Raw genomic sequence first — 20,267 nt, forward strand, 5'->3', positions numbered from 1 at the left:
AGGCCCGACCACCGCGCTGTTCAGCCGCGGTGCGGTCTTGATGAGCACCGTCGGGGCGGGGCGGCCCGCGAGCCCTGCCTCGCGGGGCCCGCCGCCGTCCTCCTCCGGCGGGCTCCGCGGCTCAGAACAGGCTCAGCAGTGCCTCCGCCGGGTCCGTGAGGCCCTTTCCGCCGTTGGGCAGGGGCAGTTCGAACCACACCGTCTTGCCGCGGGGTGTACGGCGGGAGCCCCAGGCGGCGCTGAGGAGGCCGACGAGCTGGAGCCCGCGGCCGCCCTCGTCCGTGTCACGGGCCCGGCGGCGGCGGGGCTGGACGAGACCCGCGTCCCAGACCTCGCAGACCAGGGTGCGGTCGAGGAGAAGACGGAGGCGGATCTCGCCCTCGCCGTAGCGCAGCGCGTTGGTGACGAGTTCGCTGACGAGCAGTTCGGCCGTGTCGACGAGCGGCTCCAGGTCCCAGCCGACCAGTTGGTTCCGGGCGAACTCCCGGGCGCGGCCCACGCTGCGCGGCTCGCGCGGCAGTGTCCAGTCGCCCACCGACTCGGCGGGCAGCCCTTGGACACGTGCCATCAGCAACGCGATGTCGTCCTCGCCGTGGTGCGTGTCCAGGGTGCTGAGGACGTGGTCGCAGACGTCCTCAAGAGGGTCGGAGGGGTCGACCAGAGCGCCCACGAGGGCTTGCAGGCCCTCATCGAGGGGGTGGTCGCGCGATTCGACCAGGCCGTCCGTGTAGAGCGCCAGGAGGGCGCCCTCGGGGAGTTCGACCTCGACCTCCTCGAACGGCTCGCCGCCGACGCCGAGCGGCATCCCCGGCGGCACGTCGAGCATGAGCGCGCTCTCGCCCGGCTCGACCAGGACCGGCGGAAGATGGCCGGCGTTGGCGAACGTACAGCGTCGGGTGACGGAGTCGTAGACCGCGTACACGCAGGTGGCGAGGTACACCTCGGAGAGGTCGGCGTCCCGGGACTGGCGGGCACCGCGCGTAGATTGCTGGGTGCCGCCGGGCGTGCCAAGACCTCGGGCGATCTCGTCCAACGCGGAGAGGACCTCGGCCGGTTCGAGGTCGAGGAGGGCCAGGGTGCGTACGGCCGTGCGGAGTTCACCCATCGCGACGGCCGCCCGCAGGCCGCGCCCCATCACGTCGCCGACGACCAACGCGGTGCGGTGGCCCGGCAGTTCGATGACGTCGAACCAGTCGCCGCCGACCTCCGTGGCCGCGTTCCCGGGGAGGTAGCGGCAGGCGATGTCCAGGCCGGAGGCCTCCGGGTCGCCGGGGGGCAGGAGGGAGCGCTGGAGGATGAGGGCGCGTTCGTGCTCGCGGCGGTAGAGGCGCGCGTTGTCCATGCAGACGGCGGCCCGTGCGGCCAGTTCGACCGCCAGTGCCCGGTCGCGCTCCCCGAACGGCTCGCTGCCCTTCGTACGGGAGAACTGGACGAGGCCGACGACCGTGTCGTGGGCGACCATCGGCACTGCGAGCGTGGACTGGATCAGGCCGCCCTCCTCGGCGGCGACGGTCTGCGGCTTCGCGGTGCGCAGGGCGTCCGCGCAGGAGGAGTTGAAGGCGTAGTGGTGGACCGCTCCCACGTTCACGGGCTCCGGGCCGCCGATGAAGGGGGCGTCGGACACGGCGCTGGCGAAGGCGACGCGGCGCAGCTCGGCACTGCCGTCGGCGAGGCCCGGCGGGGTCTCGTCGCCTGCCAGCAGCCCCTGGTAGAGGTCGACGGACGCCAGGTCGCAGAAGCCGGGGACGGCCACGTCGAGGAGTTCGCGGGCGGTGGTCTCCAGGTCGAGGGAGTTACCTATGCGGGCGCCCGCCTCGTTCAGGAGGGCGAGATTGCGCCGGGCCTGCGCGGCCTCGCGCGCGGCGGCGCGGCGCGCCGTGATGTCGGTGCCGAGCCACGCGATGCCGATCGGACGGCCCGAACCGCTGTGCACGCGATAGAGGTTGATGGACCAGTGGCGGCGCTCGGTGGAGCCGGGCACGGTGCCCGTGACCAGCATCTCGGTGACGGAGTCGCCCGTCTCCAGTACCCGGTGCAGTATCGCCGCGACGCGCTCGGCCTCACCCGGCGACAGATAGTCCCTGACGGTGCGGCCGCGGTGGTCGTCGACGGTGCCGCCGAAGGTCGAGGCGAACCGCTGGTTGGCGCGGCGGATCCGCAGGTCGGGGTCGATCAGGAGGAAACCGAACGGAGATTGACCGAAAATGGCCTGCGAGGCGGCGAGGTCCGTCTCGATGCGACGCAGCGTGCGCACGTCCACGACGATGCACACGGCGGCCCGCTCGCCCTCCTCGGTCCGCGTCGGCATGACGTACACCTCGGCGAGTCCCTCGGTGACCCGGCCGCTGCCCTCGGGGTCGGGCAGCCGGAAGGGGACCACGCCGGTCCACTCCCTGCCGTCGAGCACCTCGGCCATCTTCCGCTGGCCGAAGTCGCGCCGGTCCTCGGCGACGAAGGCCGCGATGGGGTCCATGCCCACGGCGCGGTCGGCCGGGATGCCGAAGAGCTGCTCGGCGCGCAGGCTCCACTGGTCGACGAGGCCGTCGGGGCCGATCGAGAACGAGGCGACCTTGATGTAGTCGTAGATCGACCCGGGCGGACTGCTCTGCCACACGACCTCGCCGGGCGCCTCGCCCCACTGTTCGTCCGGCGCACGGCCCGCGGTTGGCGTGCCGCCATCGCCTGTCGTCGCATCAGCCATCGCGCCGCCCGACGGGTCCTCGGACTCCGTGGCCTTCGCTGGTATCTCGCTCACGCGAACCGTCCCCTCCAGCTCACCGCGCCCGGCACCGGTCACCGGCAGCGGCTGCCCGCAGTATCCAGCACTACGGTGCCGCACAACACGGTGTTCACGATCACAGCACGGTCCCGATGCTTTTAGGACCGGCCGCGACCAACACTTCCAGTCTTCTAACCACCAGACACCCCGTCGAACCACCGACTCTGACTGTCCTCGACGCCCGGGGCGGGCGGACCGCCCCGGGACCCCTTTCGACGGACTCCCGGTCAGCCGGGCAGGGCCAGCTCGAACCACACCGTCTTGCCCGTCACGCCCGGCCGGGTGCCCCAGCGGCGCGAGGAGTTCGCCACCAGCTGGAGCCCGCGGCCGCTTTCGTCCTCGGCCCGGGCCGCACGTTCACGGGGCGGGTCGGGCAGGGGGTCGGAGACCTCCACGAGCAGGGCGTCGAGCGGTTCCGAGGGCCGTACGAGGCGGACGCCGATGGGGCCGGTGGCGTGCCGCAGGGAATTGGTCACCAGCTCGCTGACCAGCAGCGCGGTCACGTCCTGCAGGGATTCGAGGCCCCAGGAGCGCAACTGGCCCCGGACGGCGGTGCGGGCGGTCCTGACGGCGCCCGGGTCCGCGGGAAAGGTCCACTCGGCGACATCGCCCTCGGTGTGGATCACGCAGATCACTCCCAGGCCAGAAGCGGACCGTGTCCGGTTTCGTGGGGTTAATTGGCACATACCCGATATCCCGGGCGGAGTACCGTGCGCGAGGGCGCACAGTGGCACGAACGGCGTACTCGGAGCTCGCATCAGTCACCACATGCGCCCCGCGAGGCCGAGCGTCCCACGTACGGTGCGCGTACCGCACCCCGCAGACTCGAGTGCACGAAGTTGCGATGGTCACACCTGAGTGACGCCCTCCGCTTGCGGAGCCGCACCCCCGGGTCCCCGGGTCCCGGCCCGGACGCCCCGCCCTCGAACACGGGAGGGCCGGCTCTCACACCGCCGGAGCCCCGCTCCCCCAGGCCCTCCGCGCGACTTCGAGGACGGCGGCCACGTCCTGGTCCAGCCAGTCGACGTCCCAGAGCTCGTCCGGCGTCAGCCAGCGCAGCTCGTCGTGGTCCTGGATGGCCAGGGGCGCGGGCGAACCGGGCAGGAGGCGAGCGGTCCAGACATGCAGCACGTACGGCGGCTTCAGGGGAAACTCACCCGGCACCCGGCCGACCGGCTCCGACTCGACCCCCAGCTCCTCACGGAGCTCCCGTACCAGCGCCTGCTCGGGCGTCTCCCCCGGCTCGACCTTCCCGCCGGGCAGTTCCCAGCGCCCGGCCAGCTCCGCGGGGGCACTGCGACGCGCCGCGAGAAGGTGCCCGTCGCTCAGCACGGCGGCCCCCACCACCACGATCCGTTCGGTCATGCGCCGGAGCCTACGGGAGCCGCGCGCAGCCCTTCACGCCTGTCACCTGGCGCCGTTCTGCGCGATCCGCTCGACCCAGTACAACTGCTTGTGCCCGCGGTCGTCGAGGCTGTCCGCGATCTTCTGGGCCTCGGCCCTGGTCGCGTACCTGCCGACGCGGTAGCGATTGCCGTTGTCGTCCTGTCGTATGACGAGCCAGGGAAGTGTGATCGTGCTGTCGTTCATCGCGCCCCTCCGCTCCCCGCCCCCGGCTCGCGCCCAGCCCCGTCCCATAAGGAAACCGCAATCCGCATATGCCCGAGCCTACGCCTAACCTTCACGCAGCGAATACGGAATTTCACAAAGAGGTACGCGCGAGGTAAGCAACCGGCCAGGACGGAGGGGGCGCATCCTCATGGACACGCCCCCTCGCACCGGCTTCGGGTCCCGCCAGCAGCACGGGGACCGGGCACCGGCCGCCCGTGAGAACGACCGGATTCCACCGGCCCGCGCGCCGCCCCTCCGGCCCGCCACCCCGTCACCACCGCGGCCCCGCAGCCCCGCGGCCCGCCGACAGTCAGCCGATGGCCGTACGCCCTACTTCACCGGCAGGTGGTAGGCGATGCGGTACCGGTCCGCAGGCACGACCACGTCCGCCGTCTCCACCGGCCTGCCCGACGCGTAGTACGTCCGCTGGATGACGACCACGACATGCCCCGGCACGCCCCCCAGCGCCGACAGCTCCTCGGCGAGGCCGGGGCGGGCGCCCACCTCCTCGGTGACGTTGTCCACGATCACGTCGATGGCGGCCATGCGCTCGACCACTCCCATGCCGCCGAGCGGCCCCTCCTCGGGAAGCATCACCGGGGTGCGGCCCGTGACGGCGAGGGACTCCCAGGAGGTGGAGAGCATCATGACCTCGCCCGCGTCCCGGAAGACGTACTTCGTGCACATCACGCGCTCACCGGCCTGGAGGCCGAGACGCTCGGCCACGCCGCCGCTCGCCTCCGCCTGCGCGCTGTGCGACTCCCAGGTGCCGCGGGCGGCCGGGTCGGCCTGCTCCTGGCGGAACGGGGTCGCGCCACTGTCGGGCCGGTACCCGGAGCGGGCGATACGGCGTGGCACCGGGCGCTCGCGCACATACGTCCCGGAGCCGGAGCGGCCCTCGACCAGCCCCTCGGCCATCAGCACCTTGCGGGCCTCCAGGGCGACCGTGTCCGAGACCCCGTACTCCTCGCGGATTCTGGCCTGTGACGGGAGCCGTGTGTGCGGTGGCAGCGATCCGTCGACGATCTTCTTCCGAAGATCGCCTGCGACGCGCAGATACGCCGGCTGCTCACCGAATGTCACTGGCCACTCCCGTCGGGTTGTACAGACAGCAACAGGGTGGCAACCGTGGGTTGTGCCAGGCAAGTGAAGGCCAGAGAATCACTCGAAGTGATGACGGAGCGCTGTCGAGGGCGCTACGCAGGCACTTTCTCCCCACTGCCGCCGTCTTCACACCTCGGCGCCGCTGCCTCCCGAGCCGTCCCCCGTACCGGCGTCCCCGCCGTCGCCCTCCTCGTAGGACGGCGGAGGCGTCGACGCGAGGCCCAGAGCCTTGCGTGCCGTCACCGTCCTCTGCGGGTCGGTGAGGTCCAGGGCCTTGTCGTAGTGCTCGTGGAAGGCGTCGGCGTCGGCCGCCTTCGCCGCCTCGGCCCACTCCTCCTTCGCCGACTCCAGGTGCCCGACGAGCGCGGTGACCGGCTTTCTCGCGTCGGCGGGCCACTCGTGCCCGCGGAGCAGGCCGACCTGCTCGGTGATGGCTCCCGAGACGCCGGCCGCCCACCGCTTGTGGCCGGGCAGGTCGTCCTCGACGTACTCCTCGTCGGGCACCGAGTCCATCGCCTCGTTGAGGACCTGGGCCGCCTTCAGATAGGCGAGCTGGTCGGCGTCGAGGGTGGTGGCGTCCTGGCGCAGCGATCCCGTCAGGCCGCTCTTCCCGTCGACGTTGCCGAACAGGCAGCTGATCTCGCGGTCGCCGAGGCTCCAGCTGTCCCGCGTGGGCGTGAAGTAGTAGATGTCGACGTCGTCCGGGAGTGCCCAGGAGTCCATCGCGTACGAGTACTGGAGCGTGTAGCACCTGTCGTCGGCGGCCTCGGTGATGGCGTCGTCACCGGGGTAACGGCTGTCCGCCATCTTGAAATTCGCGAAGACCTCACCGTCGTGCTCGTCCTCACAGGACACGGTGTCCACGTCGTAGGCCATGCCCTCCAGGGAGCCGCCCGGCGTGTCGAAGCACTCGCCCTTGTTCACGGAGAAGGTGGCGCCGTCCTTACTCGCTTCGCGCGCCCCCTCCTTGAAGCCCTCCCAGAACCCGGCCACGCCGCCGGTGGCGAGCGTGAGCGCGAGGAGGGCGGCGCCGATGCCGGAGAGGACCATCCCGGCGACGGCCATGCCCTTGCCGCGCTCGCCCTTCCTCCTGATCTGCGCCAGTGCGAAGAGTCCGAGGACCAGGCCCACCAGTGGCAGGAAGCACAGGATGCCGAGCACCAGCGCCGCGATCGCGAGGCCGTTGACGGGCGCCGGGCCCATGCCGTACGGGCCGTGGCCGTAGCCGTTCCCCCAGGGCTGGTGTCCGTACGGGCCCGGCCCCTGAGGATGCCCCGGCTGCCCCGGTGGGACCTGCCGGCCGGGATACCCGCCGTAGGGACCCTGCGGCGGGTACTGCCCCTGGGGCTGCTGTGGCCCAGGAGGCGGGGGTATCTCCACTAGTACCGTGCTCCTCGTCCGTGTGGTGCATCCGAGCGCTGCCAGAACCGGCGTACGACGAGGGATGCCGACGTACGACAGGCCGCATGGTAAGCGCGGGACGGGCGGACACGGAACGCGGGGGACGAGCGTGACGATTCGGTCGGGCCGACGAGCGGCCCGACCGACCGTCACCGCTCCGGGGCGCGGTCGTGCGGGGTCAGAACTGCAGACCCCACGAGTTGACGTACCCGGTGTCGCGTGCGGCGTTGTCGCTCACTCGCAGGTTCCACGTCCCGTTGGCGGCCTCGGACGAGGCGTTCACCGTGTACGTGGTGTTGATGTTGTCCGTCGAACCGCCCGTGCCGTACGCCTTCAGCGTGTAGGCCGTCCCGTCGGGGGCGATCAGCTGGACCTGGAGGTCACCGATGTAGGTGTGGACGATGTTCACCGGCACGCTCAGGGCGGCGGGCGCGTTGCCCGTGACTCCGCTCACCGTGACCGGGGAGTTCACGGTGGAGTTGTCGGCGATCGCGTAGTCCGCGGTGTTCTCGAAGAGGTCGCCCGGCGGCGGAGTCGTGCCGCCGCCGACCTTCAGCAGGCGGTTCGGGGAGCCGGTGCCGGGGCTGGTGACGACTCCGGTGGTGGCCGCGTTGACCAGCGCGCTCTGGACGGCGGCCGGGCTCGCGGTGGGGTTGTCCGCCAGGTGGAGCGCGGCGGCTCCGGCGACGTGCGGGGTCGCCATCGACGTACCGGAGATGGTGTTGGTGGCGCTGTCGCTCGTGCCCCAGCTGGAGGTGATGGAGGAGCCGGGGGCGAAGAGGTCCAGGACCGTGCCGAAGTTGGAGTAACTGGCCTTGGCGTCGGTGCTGGTGGTGGCGCCGACGGTGATGGCCTCGGTGACGCGGGCGGGTGAGCGCGTCGAGGCGTTGGTCGACTCGTTGCCGGCCGCGACGGCGTAGGTGACACCGGAGGCGATGGAGTTGCGTACGGCGGTGTCGATCGCGGTGTCGGCACCACCGCCCAGGCTCATGTTGGCGACGGCCGGCTTGACGGCGTTGGTCGTCACCCAGTCGATGCCCGCGACGACCTGGGCGGTGGTGCCCTGGCCGGAGTTGTTCAGCACGCGGACGCCGACGATCTTCGCCTTCTTGGCGACGCCGTACGCGGTACCGCCGACGGTGCCTGCGACGTGCGTGCCGTGGCCGTGGCCGTCCTGGGCGGTGTTGTCGTTGTCGACGGCGTCGTAGCCGTAGGTGGCCCGGCCGCCGAAGTCGGTGTGGGTGATGCGGACGCCGGTGTCGATGATGTAGGCGGTGACGCCCTCACCGGCGGTGTCGTCGTAGGTGTAGCTCTGGTTCAGCGGGAGGGCCGCCTGGTCGATGCGGTCCAGGCCCCAGGAGGGCGGGTTGGGCTGGGTCGCCTCGATCGAGAAGACACGGTTCTGGACGACGGAGGCGACGGCCGGGTCGGCGGCGAACTTCTTCGCCTCGGCCGCGCCGGCCTCGACGGCGTAGCCGTTCAGCGCCTTCTTGTACGTGCGTTCGATGGTGGCGCCGTACTCCTTCGCCAGGGCCCTGCCCTCGGCGGAACCGGCCTTCGCGACGTCCGCGTGGAGCGTCACGATGTAGCTGTTCGCGATCGCGCCGGGCGCGCCCGCGTACTGGATCCGGCCTTCGGTGTCCGCGGCCTGGGCCGGGAGCGCGGACACGATGCCGGCAACGAGTGCCGCCGAGCCGATACCGGCAAGTCTTCGCCGGGCATGACGCATCACTGCCATCTGAGGATCCTCCTCAATCGGTGGTGCGCTGGTGGGGGGTGGTGCGGATGGGGCACACACGGTGGTGCGGTCGAGCACTCACGAGGTGGTGCGGTTCGCACGGGCACAGGGGCACACGGGCACGCCAAAGACATGTACATGCCAAAATGTTCGGCGAGCCGACCCTGCGCTCAGCCGAAAGATTGGGGCTTCCACAGGAATTGCACAAGAGGCCTGCACACACGTAACGCAGCTGCCATATGCCTGCCATGACAGTCCGTCACCAATCGGGGCATCTAACCTGCGGGGATGACTCCCTTGCCGGATTGCTTCTGCCCGGTGGACGGCACGCGCGTCCCCACGGACTCGCTCGCGTGGTGCTGCCCGGTCTGCCGCGGCCCGCTCGACCTGGACTTCGCGCCCACTCCGGCGTCCCTCAAGTCCCTGACGGGGAGGGTGAACTCACTCTGGCGGTACACGGAGTGCCTGCCGCTGTCGGGCCCCTCGGTGTCGCTGGGCGAGGGGCGCACCCCGCTGGTCCCGCTGACCGAGGGTGTTTCGGCCAAACTGGACTTCCTCATGCCGACGCTCTCCTTCAAGGACCGCGGGGCCGTCCTGCTCGCCGAGCTGGCCCTGCGGCTGCGGCCCCGGCAGGTCGTCGCGGACAGCAGCGGCAACGCGGGCACGGCCGTGGCCGCGTACTGCGCCCGCGCCCGGCTGCCGTGCACGGTGTACGTCCCCGAGGGCACGTCCGCCAAGAAACTGGAGCAGATCGGGGCGCACGGGGCCCGGCCGGAAGTGGTCCCGGGCGACCGCGAGGCCGCCTCCCGTGCGGCCCGGGAGGCGGCGGACGAGGAGGGCACGTTCTACGCCTCGCACGTCTTCAACCCGTACTTCCTGCACGGCACCAAGACGTACGTCCACGAGCTGTGGGAGGACCTCGGCGGACGGCTCCCCGAGGTGATCGTCGTCCCAGTCGGCAACGGCACGCTGCTGCTCGGCGCGGCCCTCGCCGTCGCCGAACTGCACGCGGCGGGCCTGATCGACCGCAGGCCCGCCCTGTACGCGGTCCAGTCCGCCGCCGTCGCCCCACTCGCCCACGCCTGGGCCGACGGCGCGGACGATCTGGTCGGGGTCACCCCCGCGGCCCCCACGTTCGCCGAGGGCATCGCGATCCCGCACCCGCCGCGGGCCCGCCAGATCCTGCGGGCGGTACGCGAGTCGGGCGGCACCTTCCTCACCGTGACGGAGGACCAGATCCGCCACGCCCAGACCGACCTGGCCTCCCGCGGCCTGTACGTGGAGTCGACGGGCGTGGCGTGCTGGGCGGCAGTACGCGAGGGCCCCCTGGGCACCCGCACAGCGGTGGTACCACTGTGCGGCGCAGGCTTGAAAACGGGCTTGACGACGGCGCCCTGACAGGGACGCGTCCGTTGCGGCCGCAGGGAACTGCGCGGTCATCTCGGGGGCGCCAGGAACGGCGCAGTCCTTTCAGGGGCGCGGGGAACTGCGCAGCCTGTGAGGGGCGCGGGGAACTGCGCGACCAGCCCCCACCGGCCCGCACCCGAAGAACGAACCGCCCCCCTCCCACGGCCCCACTCCCCTACTCCGGGTCGCCCCGCGACGCACCCCCACCGGCGACAGCCAACCGCACCTGCTCCTCCTCCACGATGCGCCGGGCGATCGTGCCGTCCGAGACATCAACCGCATCCGGCGTCGCCTCGGCGACATCACTGCGCCGCGCGTACGCGTCGAAGAGCCGGGCCTTGCTCTCCAGAATGTGCAGCAGCCGCTCGTCCACACTGTCCGCCGCGAGCAGCCGGTGCACCTGGACCGAGCGGACCTGCCCCATCCGGTGGGCACGGGCAACAGCCTGATGCTCCAGCGTGGGCTTGACCTGCGGTTCACAGAGAATCACCACGGACGCGGCCTGGAGGTTGAGCCCGACCCCGCCGGCCTCGATCTGGCAGAGCAGCACCGCATGGCCGGGCGCGGCCGTGAACTCGTCGACGAGCTGTTGTCGGCGGGCGGCCGGAACGCCTCCCGCCAGCGGCCCCAGCACCGCGTCGCCCAGCGCCTGCCGGACGGTGGCGAGGACGTCACGGAAGTAGGAGAAGACCACGACCTTCAGGCCGTTCACCGCGGCCTCCTCGACCAGCTCGCGCAGCCGCTGGAGCTTCGCCGACTTCTCGGCGTGCACGTACGCGGCTCTGCGCATCGCCATGAAGTTCCCGGCGGCGACCGCCTCGCGGTAGGCGTCCAGGTCGGCGGCGCCGAGCTCCTCCCACTCGTCGACCTGGACCAGCGCGGGCAGTTCGGTGAGCACGTCCTGCTGGTTGCGCCGCAGGTAGGCGGGGGCGACGGACCTGCGGAAGGTGTGCGGCCCCGCCACCGCGTCGCTGCCCTGGATCCTGGGCACCAGGTCGGGCTGGAGATAGCGCACGAGCGTACGGAACTCCTCGACGCGGTTCTCCATCGGCGTGCCCGTGAGGAACAGGACGCGCTCGCAGCGGTTCGTCCAGCGCGCGACGGCACGGGAGCGGCGGGCGTCGGGATTCTTGACGTAGTGCGCCTCGTCGACGACGAGCGCGGCGGGGGCGTCCAGCGGGTGCTTCTCGGCCTTCCTGGGGTCCGGCAGGCTGTGGAGCACGTCGAAGGTGGTCACCGCGACGCCACCGCGCTCGCGCCACTCGGCGTACGCGTCGAGCCGGTCGGGGCCGTGCACGGGCACCGCGCGCAGAGTGCTGCGGGAGCGGATCTCGCGCGTCCAGTTGATCAGTACGCTCGCCGGGCACACCACCAGGAAGTGGCGGTGCCCGTCGGCGGCGAGGTGCGCGAAAACCGCGATGGCCTGGACCGTCTTGCCGAGCCCCATCTCGTCGCCGAGGACCACCCGGCGCTGGGCGAGCGCGAACCGCGCGCCGAAGGACTGGTAGCCGCGCAGGGAGACCCGGAGGTGGGTGTCGTCGAGTCCCTGCGCGTGCACACGGTCCGCGACCTCCGCCGGCAGGAAGCCCTCGGCGGCCTCGACGTCGGGTGCGCTGCCCGCGATCCCGGCGAGCTGGCTGTAGTACTCCGTGGACCGCAGCTCGAAGTCCACCCACGCCTCGGCGTCGGAGGCCGACTCCCGGAGCAGGTCGGTGGAGGCCTGCGTGAGCAGCATCGGCACATCCCTCGCGACGGCGTCCGCGACGAGCGCGCGCAGCTCGCCCACCGCCGTGAGCGCACGCTGGCGCCCGGCCCCTCCCGCAAGGGCCATCCGCAGGCGCCCGCCCGCCGGCCGTGCCACCGGAAGGAGCGCCGCGATCCTGCGCTCCGCCTTCCCGGCGGCATCCACGGCCCGGCGCAGTTCGGGACCCGCCTCGACGATCCGCCGCAACGCGATGACGAGGGCGGTGGTCCGCGGCTCCGGGTGATCGACGTCGATCCGCACGGACACGGTCTCCTCGAGCGCCCGGGCGATCTGCCGGGCGGCGGCGAGCGCCTGGTCCGCGGTCTGCGCCCCGACTCCCGGTATCTGCCGCAACTCGTGCCGGCTCGCTTCGAACACCGGCCGTACGCTGCCGAATCCAGCCGTCTCCAGGGCCCCGAGCCGCAGCCGCCCCTCGGTGACGTCCTTCAGCCGGGAGACAGGAATGCCCTCCAGCTCCTGGGCGACCAGCTCGGCGAGGAGCGGTGCGAGGGCCGTACGCACCTGGTCGACCGCCCGGGCGTGATCGGCGAGGACGCCCCGCGCGAGCCCGGACAACCGCTCGGCCCGCGCGACGACCTCACGCGCCCTGCGCCCCACCGGTACGGGGCTGCCGACCGCCCCCTCACCCTCCGCCATGACACCCCTCGCGTGCCGTACACCCCGAACGAGCGGACATCCTTCCACGGGCCACCGACAGAGCCCGGGCGAGGACCGTCCCGGAACCCCGGTGGCTCCGAACGAGTGGACTCGCGGGAGCGCGTACCGGACGAAGACCTCCGCCCGGGGTCCGGATGGTGACGTTGCCGTCCGAGCCCCTGACCTGGAAGAGGCGCCCCCACATGCGACGTACCCCCTCCCGACGGCTGTTCACCGCGGCACTCCTCGTGGCGTCCGTGCTGGCCCCGATGGCGGCGATGCCCACCACGGCCGTCCACGCCGCGGGCGTCGACCGGTCCGAGAAGCTCGACACGTCCGAGAAGCTCGACAAGGACGGGCACCCGTCGGACGGTCTGGGTCGCAAGCTGACCGCCCGGCTGGACAAGGCCGTCGAGGACGTCCGCCGGGAGGCCGGCATCCCCGGCGTCGTCGTCGGACTGTGGATGCCGGGCAAGGGCCGGTACGTCCGCGCCACCGGGGTCGCCGACACCACCACCGGCAGGCCCATGACCACCGACCTGTACACGCGGATCGGCAGCGAGACCAAGACCTTCACGGTCACCGCGCTGCTCAAGCTGGTCGACGACGGCCGGATCCGGCTCGACGACCCGATCTCCAAGTACATCGGCGGCGTGCCGGGCGGCCGCCGGATCACGCTGCGTCATCTCGCCGAGATGCGCAGCGGCCTGTTCCCGTACAGCGCCGACCCTGACTTCGCGCACGACCTGTTGAGTGACCCGAGCCGCTCGTTCACCCCGCGCGAGGTGCTCGCGTACGGCTTCAAGCACCGGAACACCTTCGCGCCGGGGCAGAAGTTCCAGTACTCCAACAGCAACCTCATCCTCCTCGGCCTGGTGATCGAGAAGGTCAGCGGTCACCGTCTCGCCGACTTCATCGACAGGCGGGTGCTGCGCCCGGCCCACCTGCGCCACACGTTGTTCCCCACGGACGCCGGGTTCCCCGAGCCGCACGCGCGCGGCTACACCAACCAGACGCTGACCGGCGAGGTCGAGGACTCCACGGACTGGAACCCCAGTTGGGCCTGGTCGGCCGGGGCGATGATCTCGAACCTGCACGACCTGCGCCGCTGGGCCCGGATCGTGGCCACCGGGACACTGCTCAGCCCCGAGACCCAGCGGGAGCGGCTCAGGATGCTGCCGACCGGCCACCCCGGCACGAAGTACGGCCTCGGCATCTTCGAGTCCGACGGCTGGATCGGGCACAACGGCTCCATCCCCGGATACGAGAGCGTGACGGTCTACCTGCCCTCGGAGAAGGCCACCCTGGTGATCCTCCTCAACACCGACATCACCCACGAGGGCCAGGAGCCGTCCTCGCTCGTCGCCCGCGCGATCACCGAGGTCGTGACCCCGGAGAACGTCTACGACCGCCCGGTTCCCCTGGGTTAGCACCGGGCTCGCTGCGGACGGTGGCGATGCAGTCCTCCCAGGAGGCCGGGGGGTGGACACGATCTGGCTCAAGCGAGCCGATCCGATCCGACCTATCTGACCGGCTGTCTGCGTATCGGTGGCGTCACCGTGTTTCAGAGCCTGGGCCACGGTGAGCGGGGCATCCTGCTGTACGGGCTGAAGACGCGTCCTTGGCGGCGTAGGTGTGGGCATCGCCTTCGGCGGCGGTGTCGGCGGTGTCGGCGGTGTCGGCGGCGGGGGTGCGCGGGGTTACGGGGCGGCTCCCGGTCACCGTGCGGTCGCGTGCCGTCAGGCGCACCATGACGTCCTGCAGGGGGCGCAGCGAGATCACCGGCGAGCCGTACCGCAGTGCGTGGCCCGGGATCATGCTCAGCCTGAACCGCTGGTTGATCATCGTCACGATGGTCCGCAGTTCGAGCAGTGCCATGGTGTTGCCGATGCACTGCCGCGGTCCCGCACCGAACGGGAAGTAGGCCATGCGCGGGCGCTCCTTCACGGCCTTCGCGGTGAAGCGGTACGGGTCGAAGGCCAGCGGGTTGTCCCAGTGGCGCGGATTGTGGTGGGACACGAGCGGCGACAGCAGGATCGACGAGCCGGCTTCGATGTCGTAACCGCCCAGGCTGTCCGGGCCGACGGCAGCACGCGGGAAGATCCAGATGGGCGGGTGCATCCGCAGGCTCTCGTCCACCACCATGCGGGTGTACGTCAGCGCGTCGGTGTTCTGCCTGTCCGGCAGGCCGCCGCCCAGGACCTGGCCGATCTCCGCGTCCAACTCCTCCTGCACCGGCGGGTGGTTCGCGATCGACAGCAGGGTCCAGCACAACGACACCGCGGTCGTCTCGTGTCCCGCCAGGTAGATGGTCAGGAGTTCGTCGCGCAGTTCCTGATCGGTCCAGGGCTCACCGGTGACGGGGTCCTCGGCCTGCTCCATCAGCGATATCAGCGAACCCTCGCCGGTGCGCGCGTAGTTCTGCCGGACGTCGGCCACGATCCTGTCGAAGACCCGGTGGATCCGGGCGATCTTGTGCTTGCGGTCGGTCGGCAGCCAGGACGGCATCATCTCGGACGGCGTACCGCGCCGGAACATCACCTCGACCACGTCGTCGACGATGTGCTTGAGCACCCGCGACGAGGGCTCGATGTCGTAGGCGAACAGCGAGCGGCTGAGCGTGATCAGGGTGAGCCTGAGCATTTCGGTCATCAGGTCCACGGGCTCGTCGCGCGCGGCCTTGGCCTCCCACGCGTCGAGCATCTCGTTCGTGGCGGTGACGATGTTGGGGACGATGTCGAGGATGGCGTTCTTCTGGAACGCGGGCTGGACCGCCCGGCGGTGCCCCCGCCAGAAATCGCCGTCCGAGGTGAGCAGCCCCTTGCCCATGACGACGCTGAACTGCTCGTACAGCGGGCCGCGCACGTAGTTGCCGTGGTTGTTCACCAGAACCTGCTGAACCGCCTCGGGGCCGGTGATCTGGTGGACCGTCATCGGTCCGAGCCGCATGCGTACGGTCTCTCCGTGGTCGCGCTGCAGACCCAGCAGGAACTCGGCGGTGTTGCGGCGCCAGGGGCCGAGGCTGCCCAGCAGCGGGACGCCCTTCGGGCCGGGGGCCTGGGCGGCGCGACGGGGGGTGGTCGTGGGGGCTGTGGTGGCGTTCATCGGCGGTCTCCTTCGTGGCGGGGCTGCGAGTGCGGCGGCTTTGCCCGGTGGGCGTCGTCGATCGGCGTGACCCCGCGGGTGCCGGCGGCCGGGCCGGATCCGGTGACCGGGCGGACTCCGGTGGCCGGGGCCTGCCTGCGGGCCTCGTTGCGCGGCACCGGGAACACGCGCCGCACGAAGAGGTTGTCGAAGACGACGTCGGGGGCCAGCCGGCGCAGGGCGAGGGTGCTGCGGGCGAGGAACCCGACGGGGTAGCGGGCGCTCGGGCGGGCACTGCGGACCGCCCGCTCCACCACCCGGGCCACGTCGTCGGACTGGATCGCGAACGTGCCGGCCAGGGTGCGGCGGCTGCCCGTGTAGATGGCGTCGAAGAATTCGGCCGTACGCCGGCGGAAGTCGTCGTAGTCCTTGCTCACGGGCTTGAGGTTCGCCACATAGGTGGCTCCGAAGTCGGTCGTACGCACCGGCCCTGGCTCGATGAGGACGACCCGGACGCCGAAATCGGCAACCTCCAGGCGCAGGGCGTCGCTCAGTGCCTCGACCGCGTGCTTGGACGCCTGGTAGAAACCCCCGCCGGGAACCGCGTAACGGCCGAAGATCGACGAGATGTTGACGATGGTTCCGTGCCGCGCGGCCCGCATGGCCGGCAGCACCAGCTGGCTGAGCCGGGCCAGCCCGAACACGTTCGTTTCGAACTGCCTCCGCATGTCGTCCGGATCGGCCTCTTCCACGACACCCGACATGGCGTATCCGGCGCTGTTGACCAGGGCGCCGACCGAGCCGTGCTCGGCCTCGACGAGGTCGACGACCGCACGCATGCTCGCTTCGTCGGTGACGTCCAGGCGCAGCGTCCGGATTCCTTCCGCTGCCAGGCCGGTCAGGGTTTCCGGCCTGCGTGCCGTGGCGTACACGGTCATACCGGCCCGATGCATCCGCAGTGCGCAGGCGCGGCCGATCCCGGAGGAACAGCCGGTGATGAGCACGGGCAGGGGGGTCGTCATCCCACTCTCCTATTTCTTTGGCCCGATCTCCGGGGTATTTCTGCGTGGGGTACCGTGGTATCAATTGAGACGTTGACGGGAAACCATTCAGGGGGCTGCAGAAAAGGGCCGCTCGCACACCAGGGAAAGGTAGTTTATGTACCATCGAATCGTTGCCGCCAAGCTCCGTAAAGCTTTTGCCGACATCAATGCAGGAAACTGGCAGTCCATGGTGGACACGCTGGCACCCGATTTCACCTACGTGTTCTACGGAGAGCACGCTCTTTCGGGCGAGCGGCATACGGTCGAAGCGATGAGCCTGTGGTGGCAGCGGGTCTTCAGGCTGATTCCCGACGCCGGTTTCGAGCCGCTGGAAATCGTCATTTCCGGCGGCCCCTGGCTGACCAAGGTGGCGACCCGCGTACGCATCGGCGGGCCGCTGCCCGACGGCACGCGCTACGACAACATCATGACCCAGTTCATGTATCTGAAGTGGGGCAGGATCACCGAGATCCATACTCTGGAGGACACCGTCGTCCTCCAGCGGGCACTCGACTCCATCGCCGCCTCCGGCAACGCGGAGGCACACGCCGAACCCATCACCGACGCGTACGCCGCACGCTCCGGCAAGCAGGACTGAAGAGCGGCACCGGACTCCGAGCCGAGGAGCCCGGGGAACCCGGCCGGCCCCGGCACCACCAGGTGCCGGGGCCGACGCCGTCATCCCAGGGCGCCCAGCTGCTTGGCGAGTTCGAGCCCGTCCAGCGAGAACCAGCTCTCCACGATCTTCCCGTCCTCGAACGCGTCGATCACGATGCCACTGACGGCGAACTCCCGGCCGATGGCCGGCACACCCTCGTAGGGCTCCCCGGTGTGGGTGCCGCGTGCGGTGAACCGGCTGACGACCTTGTCGTCCTCCAGGATCCAGTCGTCGACGGTCACGTGGAGGTCGGGGAAGGACGCGCGCTGGAGCCGCACCCACTCCTTGAGGTGCTCGACGCCCTCCTTGCCGTTCGGGGCCGTTCCATGGCTGATGTGGCCGTCGCCGGCGCCCTCGTAGATCACATCGAGGTTGCCCTTGTTGAGGCACTCCTCGTAGTAGCGCTCCAGTACGGCCTTGTTCTCCAGCAGCTTCGACATCTGTACCTTCCCTGGTTTTCTGTTTCTTATCAGCAGAGGTAAGTGGAGTAATCCACTGGACCCTTCGAGTCGCGACATTCGAGCCGCGAACCTTTCAACCGTGCCATTCGAAACCGTGTCATTCGAAAGGGCAGCGGTCAACCGTTTCCGATCGGCCCGCGAAGGCCTGTGACGGTCATGACGGGAGCCCTCGTTTCCGCGTTCTTCACTTTCCATACCCCGAGAGTTGGATCCACCTCGATGAGGGAATCTCCGTGCTCCTCGGAATGGAGTGCGATACGGCCGAGAACCAGCGGGTCCTCAGCGACCGAAATCCCTTCGCTCTGCCGCGTGCCCGCCCGGACCACGTTCTCCAGCGCGGAGACGGAAAGCGCGGTGCGCGGGGCGTGGAGCGTCGCCCACAGGTCGTTGGGGACGCACGGCCGCACCACGGCCGACCGTCGGCCGTCCGGGCCCTCGGACCAGACGGCGGCCGGCACCACCGACGAGCGCCAGCTCAGCAGCGGCCGGCCGGATCGCCAGGTGGTCGTCCGCTGCACGTAGGGCCGGGGCAGGGCCGGGGAGCGAGCCTCGCCCGGCTCGTGGACGACACGCAGGCGTGCCTCCGGCCCGTCCCCACCGTCCGACACCCGCCGGAATCGCACCTCAACCACCCACGTGTCCCCCTCGTGGGCACCGCGCACCTCCCGTTCCCACACGGTCGGGCCGGCGTCGAGCCGCAGCAGGTCCAGCGGTACGACGACCTCCTCCAGACAGCCGGCCCGCAGCGCGGGGAAGTCCTCGGGAACGATCCACTCCGCGCCGCGCACCGCGCTCTCCAGCAGGATGCTCACGGGAACGGCCGCGGCGCCGTCCAGCAGGAAGTCGCCCAGGACCGGTGCCCGGTCACGGTCGAACGTCACCCGCGACACCATGCGGACGTGCGGCTGGTACGTGGTCACCTCCCCGAGGTGGAAGATCCGCGGGTAGGTGCCGGTGAACCCCGGCAGGTCGGGCACGACGGGGTAGTCGGTCGCCTGGCCGGGGCTCATCGCCCTGCCCAGCGGCCCCACGAAGGTGACCTCCCCCTCGGAGCCGGCGCGCAGCTCGGCCTGCCACTTGGCGAGGCCGTCGGTGACGTCGATGGCCGCCATGTAGCGCAGCGTCGCCGAGAAGTTGGAGATGAGGCCGATACGGTCCCAGGTCGGCCAGGCCAGCGTCATCACGGGGAAGTCCGCACGGCGGCCGGCCCACCGGCCGAGCCGGGCCAGTCCCTCGTTGGCAGCGGCGTATTCGAGCTGGCCCACCATCCCGCCGAGCCGGCCGGTGAGGGAGCCGACGCTGCAGAAGAACTTGAGCCGGTGCTCCCGCAGTTCGCCGAAGAGGTTGAGGAAGCCCTCGATCTTCGTACGGACGGTCCGCAGGATCTCCTCGTCGGTCTTCTTGGGAAGCCTCGCCGCGGTGTCCACCCCCGCGTTGTGCACGACCCCGGTCAGTGCGGCGCCCTCACGCGCCAGCAGGGAGCGCACCTGCTCCAGGTCGGTGAAGTCGCACCGGGCGTAGTCGACGCGCAGCCCGCGGGACCTGGCCTCGGAGATGTTGGTGGCGAGTTCCCACCGGCTGCGGACACGGGCGATGTCCTGCCGGATCTCGGCCAATGTCGTCCCCTGCCGCAGCCGGGACCACAACTGCTGCTCGTACGCCTTGAGTTCGCTCTCTCCGACGCCGAACCACGGTTCGTCGCCGGTGGGGAAGTCCTCCCGGCCCGTCACCACGACCCGCAGGCCGTAGGTGGTGGCGAGGGAGCGGGCCAGCTCCCAGCCGATGCCCCGGCCACCCCCCGAGATCAGCACGCAGTCGTCGGGGCCGAGCGGGACGGCCGGACCCCCGGCGGGCCGGGCGACCGGGGTGAGCGTCAGCCGCTGCCCGTCGCGGTGACCGACCTCCAGCTCGCCGGGCCTGCCCAGTTCGGCGGCGACGATGCCCGGCAGGTCGTCGGCGGCGGTCAGGCTCGTGTCGACGACGCGTGCGTTGCAGTTCGGCAGTTCGCGGTGCAGCGTCTTCGCCAGTCCCGCCCAGATGCCGCCGAGCGGCTGGGCCAGGTCGTCCTGCGGGTGGTGCCCCAGGCCGCCGCCGAGATAGGTCACGGCCAGGTAGTACAGGCGTCGCGCCGATGTCTCGGCGGCCCAGTCGGCGTAGTGCTCGCGCAGCGCGGCGACCGTCTCCAGCAGCGGCTCGCGCCAGACCTCGCCCGGGTCACGGGTGCCGGACACGGCGGCGCCGGGTGCCGGGCCGCCCACGGTGAGGTCGACGATCGCGTCGACGGCGCCGTCGTCCCCGGGCCCGGGGGCCGCCGGGTGGCGGCGTACCAGGGCTCCGTGTCCGGTCAGCTCACGTGCCACGGCGGCGGCGGTCTCCTGGTCGCCGCCGAGGAGGAGCACCCGCATGCCCACGAGGCGCGCGGGGTCGGCGGGGGCCGTCGGCAGCGCGGTGAGCTGCCATTCCATCCGGCTCACCGCCTGCACCGGGGCGTTGCCGCCGACGCCTGTGGACACCGGCTCCGGCGGCCTTTCGCGTACGGGCGTCATGCTGCGTTTTCCTTCCTCGTCAGTCACGGGTGGC

15 protein-coding genes are annotated in these 20,267 nt (G+C 71.0%); 3 read left to right on the forward strand and 12 right to left on the reverse strand.

Annotation, left to right across the window (positions count from 1 at the left end):
- Positions 1-121: 121 nt before the first annotated feature.
- From O1Q96_RS38815 to O1Q96_RS38845, 7 genes are all read right to left on the reverse strand, one after another.
- Positions 122-2,755 (reverse strand): SpoIIE family protein phosphatase, encoded by a 2,634-nt coding sequence (locus O1Q96_RS38815; RefSeq protein WP_269252568.1) that lies wholly within the window; start codon positions 2,753-2,755, stop codon positions 122-124.
- Positions 2,756-3,006: 251 nt separating this feature from the next.
- Positions 3,007-3,465 (reverse strand): ATP-binding protein, encoded by a 459-nt coding sequence (locus O1Q96_RS38820; protein ID WP_419587014.1) that lies wholly within the window; start codon positions 3,463-3,465, stop codon positions 3,007-3,009.
- Between the two features lie 259 nt (positions 3,466-3,724).
- Entirely contained in the window at positions 3,725-4,144 is a 420-nt protein-coding gene (locus O1Q96_RS38825) for a (deoxy)nucleoside triphosphate pyrophosphohydrolase (protein WP_269252570.1), read from the reverse strand.
- A gap of 42 nt (positions 4,145-4,186) precedes the next feature.
- Positions 4,187-4,369, reverse strand: coding sequence for an SPOR domain-containing protein (locus O1Q96_RS38830; protein ID WP_217455931.1), 183 nt, complete (start codon positions 4,367-4,369; stop codon positions 4,187-4,189).
- Between the two features lie 351 nt (positions 4,370-4,720).
- A complete protein-coding gene (locus tag O1Q96_RS38835) occupies positions 4,721-5,473 on the reverse strand; it encodes a GntR family transcriptional regulator (RefSeq protein ID WP_269252571.1) in 753 nt (250 codons plus the stop codon).
- Between the two features lie 147 nt (positions 5,474-5,620).
- The gene (locus tag O1Q96_RS38840) at positions 5,621-6,874 is read right to left on the reverse strand and encodes a DUF4190 domain-containing protein (RefSeq protein WP_269252572.1); all 1,254 of its coding nucleotides are present in this window, start codon (positions 6,872-6,874) and stop codon (positions 5,621-5,623) included.
- A gap of 199 nt (positions 6,875-7,073) precedes the next feature.
- Positions 7,074-8,633 carry a S8 family peptidase gene (locus O1Q96_RS38845; protein WP_269252573.1) on the reverse strand — a complete coding sequence of 520 codons (1,560 nt, stop codon included), beginning with the start codon at positions 8,631-8,633 and terminating at the stop codon, positions 7,074-7,076.
- A 288-nt stretch (positions 8,634-8,921) separates the two neighbouring features.
- Here O1Q96_RS38845 and O1Q96_RS38850 point away from each other — a divergent pair, with 288 nt between their 5' ends.
- On the forward strand, positions 8,922-10,031 hold the full coding sequence (locus O1Q96_RS38850) for a threonine synthase (RefSeq protein WP_269252574.1): 1,110 nt from the start codon (positions 8,922-8,924) through the stop codon (positions 10,029-10,031).
- A 184-nt stretch (positions 10,032-10,215) separates the two neighbouring features.
- Here the strand turns inward: O1Q96_RS38850 and O1Q96_RS38855 are convergent, their stop codons facing one another.
- On the reverse strand, positions 10,216-12,441 hold the full coding sequence (locus tag O1Q96_RS38855; RefSeq protein WP_269252575.1) for a DEAD/DEAH box helicase: 2,226 nt from the start codon (positions 12,439-12,441) through the stop codon (positions 10,216-10,218).
- 203 nt (positions 12,442-12,644) lie between these two features.
- Here O1Q96_RS38855 and O1Q96_RS38860 point away from each other — a divergent pair, with 203 nt between their 5' ends.
- Entirely contained in the window at positions 12,645-13,871 is a 1,227-nt protein-coding gene (locus O1Q96_RS38860) for a serine hydrolase domain-containing protein (RefSeq protein ID WP_269252576.1), read from the forward strand.
- A gap of 124 nt (positions 13,872-13,995) precedes the next feature.
- On the opposite strand, the gene O1Q96_RS38865 is transcribed toward O1Q96_RS38860, so the two are convergent.
- Both O1Q96_RS38865 and O1Q96_RS38870 read right to left on the reverse strand, forming a co-directional pair.
- A complete protein-coding gene (locus O1Q96_RS38865) occupies positions 13,996-15,546 on the reverse strand; it encodes a cytochrome P450 (RefSeq protein ID WP_269252577.1) in 1,551 nt (516 codons plus the stop codon).
- Positions 15,543-16,547: an SDR family NAD(P)-dependent oxidoreductase gene (locus tag O1Q96_RS38870; protein ID WP_269252578.1), complete on the reverse strand. Its 1,005-nt coding sequence runs from the start codon at positions 16,545-16,547 to the stop codon at positions 15,543-15,545. Before O1Q96_RS38870 ends, O1Q96_RS38865 begins: the two co-directional genes overlap by 4 nt.
- A 136-nt stretch (positions 16,548-16,683) precedes the next feature.
- On the opposite strand from O1Q96_RS38870, the gene O1Q96_RS38875 reads away from it, so the two are divergent.
- Positions 16,684-17,166: a nuclear transport factor 2 family protein gene (locus tag O1Q96_RS38875; protein WP_269252579.1), complete on the forward strand. Its 483-nt coding sequence runs from the start codon at positions 16,684-16,686 to the stop codon at positions 17,164-17,166.
- Between the two features lie 80 nt (positions 17,167-17,246).
- Here the strand turns inward: O1Q96_RS38875 and O1Q96_RS38880 are convergent, their stop codons facing one another.
- Both O1Q96_RS38880 and O1Q96_RS38885 read right to left on the reverse strand, forming a co-directional pair.
- Complete coding sequence (locus O1Q96_RS38880; protein ID WP_269252580.1) at positions 17,247-17,666, reverse strand: ester cyclase; 420 nt, start codon at positions 17,664-17,666, stop codon at positions 17,247-17,249.
- Positions 17,667-17,803: 137 nt separating this feature from the next.
- On the reverse strand, positions 17,804-20,233 hold the full coding sequence (locus O1Q96_RS38885) for a KR domain-containing protein (RefSeq protein WP_269252581.1): 2,430 nt from the start codon (positions 20,231-20,233) through the stop codon (positions 17,804-17,806).
- Positions 20,234-20,267: the final 34 nt, after the last annotated feature.

Origin of the sequence: Streptomyces aurantiacus (assembly GCF_027107535.1) — a bacterium.
Taxonomy (GTDB): Bacteria; Actinomycetota; Actinomycetes; order Streptomycetales; family Streptomycetaceae; genus Streptomyces.